8 protein-coding genes are annotated in these 6,193 nt (G+C 60.8%); 7 read left to right on the forward strand and 1 reads right to left on the reverse strand.

Going from position 1 to position 6,193, the window contains the following annotated elements:
* Positions 1-1,246: phenylacetic acid degradation bifunctional protein PaaZ (gene paaZ, locus DD606_RS23395; protein WP_129259242.1), on the reverse strand; the 1,246-nt coding region annotated here is incomplete at its 3' end.
* A 285-nt stretch (positions 1,247-1,531) separates the two neighbouring features.
* Between paaZ and paaA the strand changes: the two genes are divergently transcribed.
* The 7 genes from paaA to DD606_RS23430 all read left to right on the forward strand — a co-directional run.
* Positions 1,532-2,461 (forward strand): 1,2-phenylacetyl-CoA epoxidase subunit PaaA, encoded by a 930-nt coding sequence (gene paaA / locus DD606_RS23400; protein WP_003857355.1) that lies wholly within the window; start codon positions 1,532-1,534, stop codon positions 2,459-2,461.
* A gap of 12 nt (positions 2,462-2,473) precedes the next feature.
* Positions 2,474-2,761, forward strand: coding sequence for a 1,2-phenylacetyl-CoA epoxidase subunit PaaB (gene paaB, locus DD606_RS23405; RefSeq protein ID WP_003857353.1), 288 nt, complete (start codon positions 2,474-2,476; stop codon positions 2,759-2,761).
* Positions 2,762-2,769: 8 nt separating this feature from the next.
* Positions 2,770-3,516, forward strand: coding sequence for a 1,2-phenylacetyl-CoA epoxidase subunit PaaC (paaC, locus tag DD606_RS23410; protein WP_129259243.1), 747 nt, complete (start codon positions 2,770-2,772; stop codon positions 3,514-3,516).
* Between the two features lie 11 nt (positions 3,517-3,527).
* The gene (gene paaD, locus DD606_RS23415) at positions 3,528-4,025 is read left to right on the forward strand and encodes a 1,2-phenylacetyl-CoA epoxidase subunit PaaD (protein WP_003857347.1); all 498 of its coding nucleotides are present in this window, start codon (positions 3,528-3,530) and stop codon (positions 4,023-4,025) included.
* A gap of 7 nt (positions 4,026-4,032) precedes the next feature.
* Positions 4,033-5,103, forward strand: a complete 1,071-nt coding sequence (paaE, locus tag DD606_RS23420) for a 1,2-phenylacetyl-CoA epoxidase subunit PaaE (protein WP_003857345.1) — start codon at positions 4,033-4,035, stop codon at positions 5,101-5,103.
* On the forward strand, positions 5,100-5,867 hold the full coding sequence (gene paaF / locus DD606_RS23425) for a 2,3-dehydroadipyl-CoA hydratase PaaF (protein ID WP_129259245.1): 768 nt from the start codon (positions 5,100-5,102) through the stop codon (positions 5,865-5,867). The genes paaE and paaF overlap by 4 nt, the downstream gene beginning before the upstream one ends.
* Positions 5,867-6,193: enoyl-CoA hydratase-related protein (locus DD606_RS23430; RefSeq protein WP_176691466.1), on the forward strand; the 327-nt coding region annotated here is incomplete at its 3' end. The genes paaF and DD606_RS23430, both read left to right, overlap by 1 nt.

Below are 6,193 nucleotides of genomic sequence, written 5' to 3' on the forward strand. Positions count from 1 at the left end.
CCAGCTGCATGGCGTGCTCGGTGTTACGGCAGGGCATCAGGGTTGCGACGGGGCCAAAGGCTTCGGTGGCGTGAACGGCCGGGGTTTCGTCCGGCTGCGGGCAGAACAGCAGGGTGGGTGGGAAGAATGCGCCAGGCGCCTGCAAATCAGCTTTACCACCCAGACGGATCTGGCAGCCCGAGGCCAGCAGATGGTCGACTTTGTCCTGCACGTCAGCACGTTGCTCACTGTTGACGAGAGCCCCCATCTTCACCCCTTCCTGGGCCGGATCGCCGACGACCACGTTCTCCAGCCGCGCAATCAGCGCCTGGCTGACGGCTTCAACCTGCGCTTCCGGCACGATGATGCGGCGGATGGCGGTACATTTTTGCCCGGCTTTGGCGGTCATCTCGCGCACCACTTCGCGGATAAACAGCGTAAACTCCGGCTGTTCCGGCGTCACGTCCTCACCCAGCACGCAGCAGTTAAGAGAATCTGCTTCCATGGTAAACGGAATGGAATGTGCGACGATATTCGGGTGGACGCGCAGGCTCTGCCCGGTGCTGGCCGACCCGGTAAACGTCACCACGTCCTGGCTGTCGAGGTGGTTCAGCAGATCGCCCGCGCCACCGCAGATCAGGCTGATGGCGCCGTCCGGCACCAGTCCGCTCTCCACGATCGCTTTCACCATCGCCTGAGTCACCTGCGCGGTGGCGGTGGCGGGCTTGATGATGGCGGGCATCCCGGCAAGCCAGGTGGGCGCGAGCTTTTCCAGCATCCCCCAGCACGGGAAGTTGAACGCGTTGATATGCACCGCCACGCCGGATTTCGACGTTAACACGTGACGTGCCGCAAAGCCGCCTTCCTTCGACAGTGGGATCAGCTCATCCTCCGGCCACAGGGTATCGTCCGGCAGCTCACGGCTGCCGAGGCTTGCGTAGGTGAAGAGGGTGCCGATACCGCCTTCAATATCCACCCAGCTGTCAGCCTTCGTCGCGCCGGTCTGGGCTGACAGGGCATAAAACCGATCCTTCTGGCTCAGCAGATGTTTGGCCACCGCCTTCAGCATGGCGGCGCGCTCGATAAAGCTCATTGCGCGGAGCGCTTCTCCGCCGTGTTCAATGGCGTAACGGCGCGCGGCCGCCATATCCAGCCCTTCGCTGGTGACTTGATATAGCGTTTCCCCGCTGATGGCGTGGGTGATGGTGCGCTCGCGGCCCCGGCCTGATTGCCAGATGCCGGACAAGAAGCTGGCTAACTGCTGCATTTCTTCTCTCCAGATGTTTCGTGATTTCACTATAAATAGTTTGATCTCGAATCATAAAAATCAAGCTGAGTTTTAATGAATTGTTAACGTTGTGATCTGTATTGCTTGGCCTGACCAACAGAAAGCCTTGCGCCATCGGCCTTTCATGAAAAGGCTTGCGAGCGTCGTCACAAAATAAACAAACGCTTCTTGGGGTTATATTTAACCTTTGTGTAACTTTTAAGAAACCAAATGATTCACCATTTTGCTATTTGTGGTGATTTAACGAATCACAAAGGTGGTTATGTGACGCAAGAACAACGCTTTGAGCAACGCATCGCACAGGAGACGGCCATCGAGCCGCAGGACTGGATGCCGGATGCCTACCGCAAGACGCTGATCCGCCAGATTGGACAGCACGCCCACTCTGAGATTGTCGGCATGCTGCCGGAAGGGAACTGGATCACCCGCGCACCGACGCTGCGCCGGAAAGCCATTCTGCTGGCGAAGGTGCAGGATGAAGCCGGACATGGCCTGTACCTTTACAGCGCGGCGGAAACGCTGGGCTGCGCCCGGGAGGACATCTATCAAAAGATGCTCGACGGCAAGATGAAATACTCCTCCATCTTCAACTATCCGACCCTGAGCTGGGCCGATATCGGGGTCATTGGCTGGCTGGTGGACGGGGCGGCCATTGTGAACCAGGTGGCACTGTGCCGTACGTCTTACGGCCCGTATGCCCGGGCGATGGTGAAAATCTGTAAAGAAGAGAGCTTCCACCAGCGTCAGGGTTTTGAGGCCTGCATGGCGCTGGCGCAGGGTAGCGAAGCCCAGCGGCAGATGTTGCAGGACGCCATCAACCGCTTCTGGTGGCCCGCGCTGATGATGTTCGGACCCAACGACGACAACTCCCCAAACAGCGCCCGCAGTCTGGCCTGGAAGATCAAACGCTTTGGCAACGATGAGCTTCGCCAGCGCTTCGTGGACAACACGGTGCCTCAGGTGGAGATGCTCGGCATGACCGTGCCGGATCCCGACCTGCGTTTCGATGAAGAGAGCGGCCACTACCGCTTCGGCGAAATCGACTGGCAGGAATTTGACGAGGTGATCAACGGGCGCGGGATCTGCAACCACGAACGTCTGGCCGCAAAACGTAAAGCCTGGGACGACGGCGCATGGGTGCGTGAAGCCGCTCTGGCCCACGCAGAAAAACAACGCGCTCGCCAGGCCGCATAAGAGGAATCAACCATGAGCAATGTTTACTGGCCGTTATACGAAGTTTTTGTCCGTTCGAAGCAGGGGCTGTCGCACCGGCATGTAGGCAGCCTTCACGCTGCCGACGACCGCATGGCGCTGGAAAACGCGCGCGATGCCTATACCCGCCGCAGCGAAGGCTGTTCTATCTGGGTGGTGAAGGCGAGTGAAATCGTCGCTTCCCAGCCGGAAGAGAGCGGGGAGTTTTTCGATCCGGCGGAAAGCAAGGTCTACCGCCATCCGACGTTTTACACCATCCCTGATGGTATCGAGCATATGTGAGGTTGGGGATGAACAACGTATCTGCTTATGCCCTGCGTCTGGGCGACAACGGTCTGGTGCTCTCACAGCGTCTGGGCGCCTGGTGCGGCCACGCGCCGGAGCTGGAAATTGACCTGGCGCTCGCCAATATCGGCCTTGATCTGCTCGGGCAGGCGCGCAATTTCCTGACCTACGCCGCTGAACGGGAAGGTAAGGGTGATGAAGATACCCTGGCCTATGGCCGCGATGAGCGTCAGTTCCGCAATTTGCTGCTGGTGGAACAGCCAAACGGCAGCTTCGCCGACACCATTGCCCGTCAGTATCTGATGGATGCGTGGAACGTGGCGCTCTACGGGCGGCTGATCCACAGCAGCGACAGTCAGCTTGCCGCCATCGCGGCAAAAGCCATTAAGGAGGCGCGCTATCACCTGCGCTTTAGCCGCGGCTGGCTGGTGCGGCTGGGGGACGGAACAGAAACCTCCGCACAAAAAATGCAGCAGGCGGTGGATAGCCTGTGGCGCTTTACGGCTGAACTGTTCGACGCTGACGAGGTCGAGCTGGCGCTAATTGATGACGGCGTGGCGGTTGATCCGCGCGACCTGCGGGACCCGTGGGAGCGCGAAGTGTTTGCTGGCCTGGCGGAAGCCACCCTCCGCGTGCCCGAAGAGGTGGCGTATCGCACGGGCGGTAAGAAGGGGCTACATACCGAACACCTCGGGCCGATGCTGGCAGAGATGCAGTATCTCCAGCGCGTTTACCCCGGCCAGCAGTGGTAAAGGAGGACGCCATGCAACGCCTCGTCGACATCGCGCCTGCACAAATCCCGCAGATTTGGGCGCTGTTAAGCCAGATCCCCGACCCGGAAGTGCCGGTGCTGACCATCACCGACCTGGGCATGGTGCGCAGCGTGAAGGCACAGGGGGAAGGCTGGGTCATCGGCTTCACGCCAACCTATTCGGGCTGTCCGGCAACGGAGCATCTGCTGGGGGCGATCCGCGAAACCCTGACCGGAAACGGCTTTAGCCCGGTACATATTGTGCTGCAACTGGAGCCCGCCTGGACCACCGACTGGATGACCGACGATGCCCGCAGGCGCCTGCGTGAATATGGCATCAGCCCGCCTGTTGGTCATAGCTGCCATGCCCACGTTCCCGCGGAGGTGAGCTGCCCGCGCTGTGCGAGCACCGATACCTCGCTTATCAGTGAATTTGGATCCACGGCCTGCAAAGCGCTCTACCGCTGCAATACCTGCCGTGAGCCCTTCGACTATTTCAAATGTATTTGAGGCTGCCATGACAACGTTTCATTCATTAACAGTGGCAAAAGTGGAACCCGAAACCCGCGACGCGGTGACCATTACCTTCGCGGTGCCGCAGGCGTTACAGGAGGCGTACCGCTTCCGTCCCGGTCAGCATCTGACCCTGAAAGCCAGCCCTGGCGGGGATGAACTGCGCCGCTGCTACTCCATCTGCCGGAGCACCGCGTGCGGTGAGATCAGCGTGGCGGTCAAAGCCATCGAGGGCGGACGTTTTTCCCGCTATGCCCGGGACGAGATCAAACCGGGCATGGCGCTGGAGGTGATGGTGCCCCAGGGGCATTTTGGCTACCAGCCGCAGGCCGAACGCGAAGGCCATTATCTGGCGATTGCCGCCGGGTCCGGGATCACCCCGATGCTGGCGATTATGTCCGCTACGCTGGCCACTGAAGCCCACAGCCACTTCACCCTGATTTACGGCAACCGCAGCAGCCAGAGCATGATGTTCCGCCGGGCGCTGGCGGACCTGAAAGATAAATACCCGCAGCGTTTGCAGCTGATCGCCATCTTCAGCCAGGAGACGCTCGACAGCGATCTGCTCCATGGCCGCATTGACGGGGAAAAGCTCCAGGCGCTGGCAAAAACGCTGGTGAATTTCCGTCAGTACGATGAAGCCTTCATCTGCGGCCCGTCGGCGATGATGGATGAGGCCGAAGCGGCGCTGCAAGCGCTGGGTATGCCGGAAAAAGCGATCCATCTTGAGCGCTTTAACACGCCGGGTACCGCCGTTAAACGGACAGCCAGCGTGCAGGCCGATGGCCAGAAGGTCACCGTCCGTCAGGACGGGCGCGACAGGGAGATCACCCTGACGGCGGACGACGAGAGCATTCTTGACGCGGCCCTGCGTCAGGGGGCGGATCTGCCTTACGCCTGCAAGGGCGGCGTATGCGCCACCTGCAAATGCAAAGTGCTGCGTGGGAAAGTCGATATGGCGACCAACTACAGCCTGGAGCCGGACGAGCTGGCCGCAGGCTATGTGCTGAGCTGTCAGGCGCTGCCGTTAACCGCCGACGTTATCGTCGATTTTGATGCGAAGGGGATGGCATGAGCGAACTGATTGTTACCCGTCATGGCCGCGTGTTGCAGCTAACGCTTAACCGTCCGGCGGCGCGCAACGCGCTCAACAATGCGCTGCTCCTGCAAATCGCGGAGCAGCTTGAGGCCGCCGCCGCGGATGCTGAGATCGCCGTCTGCGTGATGTACGGCAACGAACGCTGCTTTGCCGCCGGGGCCGATCTCAACGAAATGGCGGAGAAAGACCTGCCCGCCACCCTGAACGATATCCGTCCGCAGCTGTGGGCGCGGATCAACGCCTTCACCAAACCGCTGATTGCCGCCGTAAACGGCTTCGCGCTGGGGGCAGGCTGTGAGCTGGCGCTGCTCTGCGATGTCGTGATTGCTGGCGATAACGCCCGTTTTGGCCTGCCGGAAATCACCCTCGGGATCATGCCGGGCGCAGGCGGCACCCAGCGGCTGATCCGCAGCGTAGGCAAATCGCTGGCCAGCAAAATGGTGCTGACGGGCGAAAGCATCACGGCGGTGCAGGCGCACAGCGCCGGGCTGGTCAGCGACATCTACCCGGCCTCGCTGACGCTGGAGTACGCCCTGAAGCAGGCGGCGCTGATGGCGCACCATTCGCCGCTGGCGCTACAGGCGGCGAAGCAGGCGCTTCGCCAGTCGCAGGAAGTCCCGCTTCAGGCCGGGCTGGCGCAGGAGCGTCAGCTGTTTGCGCTGCTCGCGGCCACCGACGATCGCCGGGAAGGGATCAACGCCTTTTTACAAAAACGCACCCCAGACTTTAAAGGACGCTAATTGTGGAATCTATTCTGAGCCATGTTGAGCAGGGCGTAATGACCATTACGCTGAACCGCCCGGAGCGCCTGAACAGCTTTAACGACGTCATGCACCAGCAGCTTTCCGAATGCCTGAAGCAGGCCGAGCGCGATGACGCCATCCGCTGCCTGCTGATCACCGGGGCAGGACGCGGTTTCTGCGCCGGGCAGGATCTTAACGACCGTAACGTCGACCCGAACGGCCCGGCGCCCGATCTGGGCATGTCCGTTGAGACTTTTTACAACCCGCTGGTGCGCCGCCTGGCAAAACTGCCGAAGCCGGTGATTTGCGCGGTTAACGGCGTG

The organism is Enterobacter cloacae complex sp. GF14B, assembly GCF_004136805.1.
Classification (GTDB): domain Bacteria; phylum Pseudomonadota; class Gammaproteobacteria; order Enterobacterales; family Enterobacteriaceae; genus Enterobacter; species Enterobacter hormaechei_C.

Excerpts from the sequence above, each read along its gene's own strand:
- paaB (WP_003857353.1), top strand. The coding sequence starts at position 2,474 with ATGAGCAATGTTTACTGGCCGTTATACGAAGTTTTTGTCCGTTCGAAG.
- paaC (WP_129259243.1), top strand. The coding sequence starts at position 2,770 with ATGAACAACGTATCTGCTTATGCCCTGCGTCTGGGCGACAACGGTCTG.
- paaD (WP_003857347.1), top strand. The coding sequence starts at position 3,528 with ATGCAACGCCTCGTCGACATCGCGCCTGCACAAATCCCGCAGATTTGG.
- paaE (WP_003857345.1), top strand. The coding sequence starts at position 4,033 with ATGACAACGTTTCATTCATTAACAGTGGCAAAAGTGGAACCCGAAACC.
- paaF (WP_129259245.1), top strand. The coding sequence starts at position 5,100 with ATGAGCGAACTGATTGTTACCCGTCATGGCCGCGTGTTGCAGCTAACG.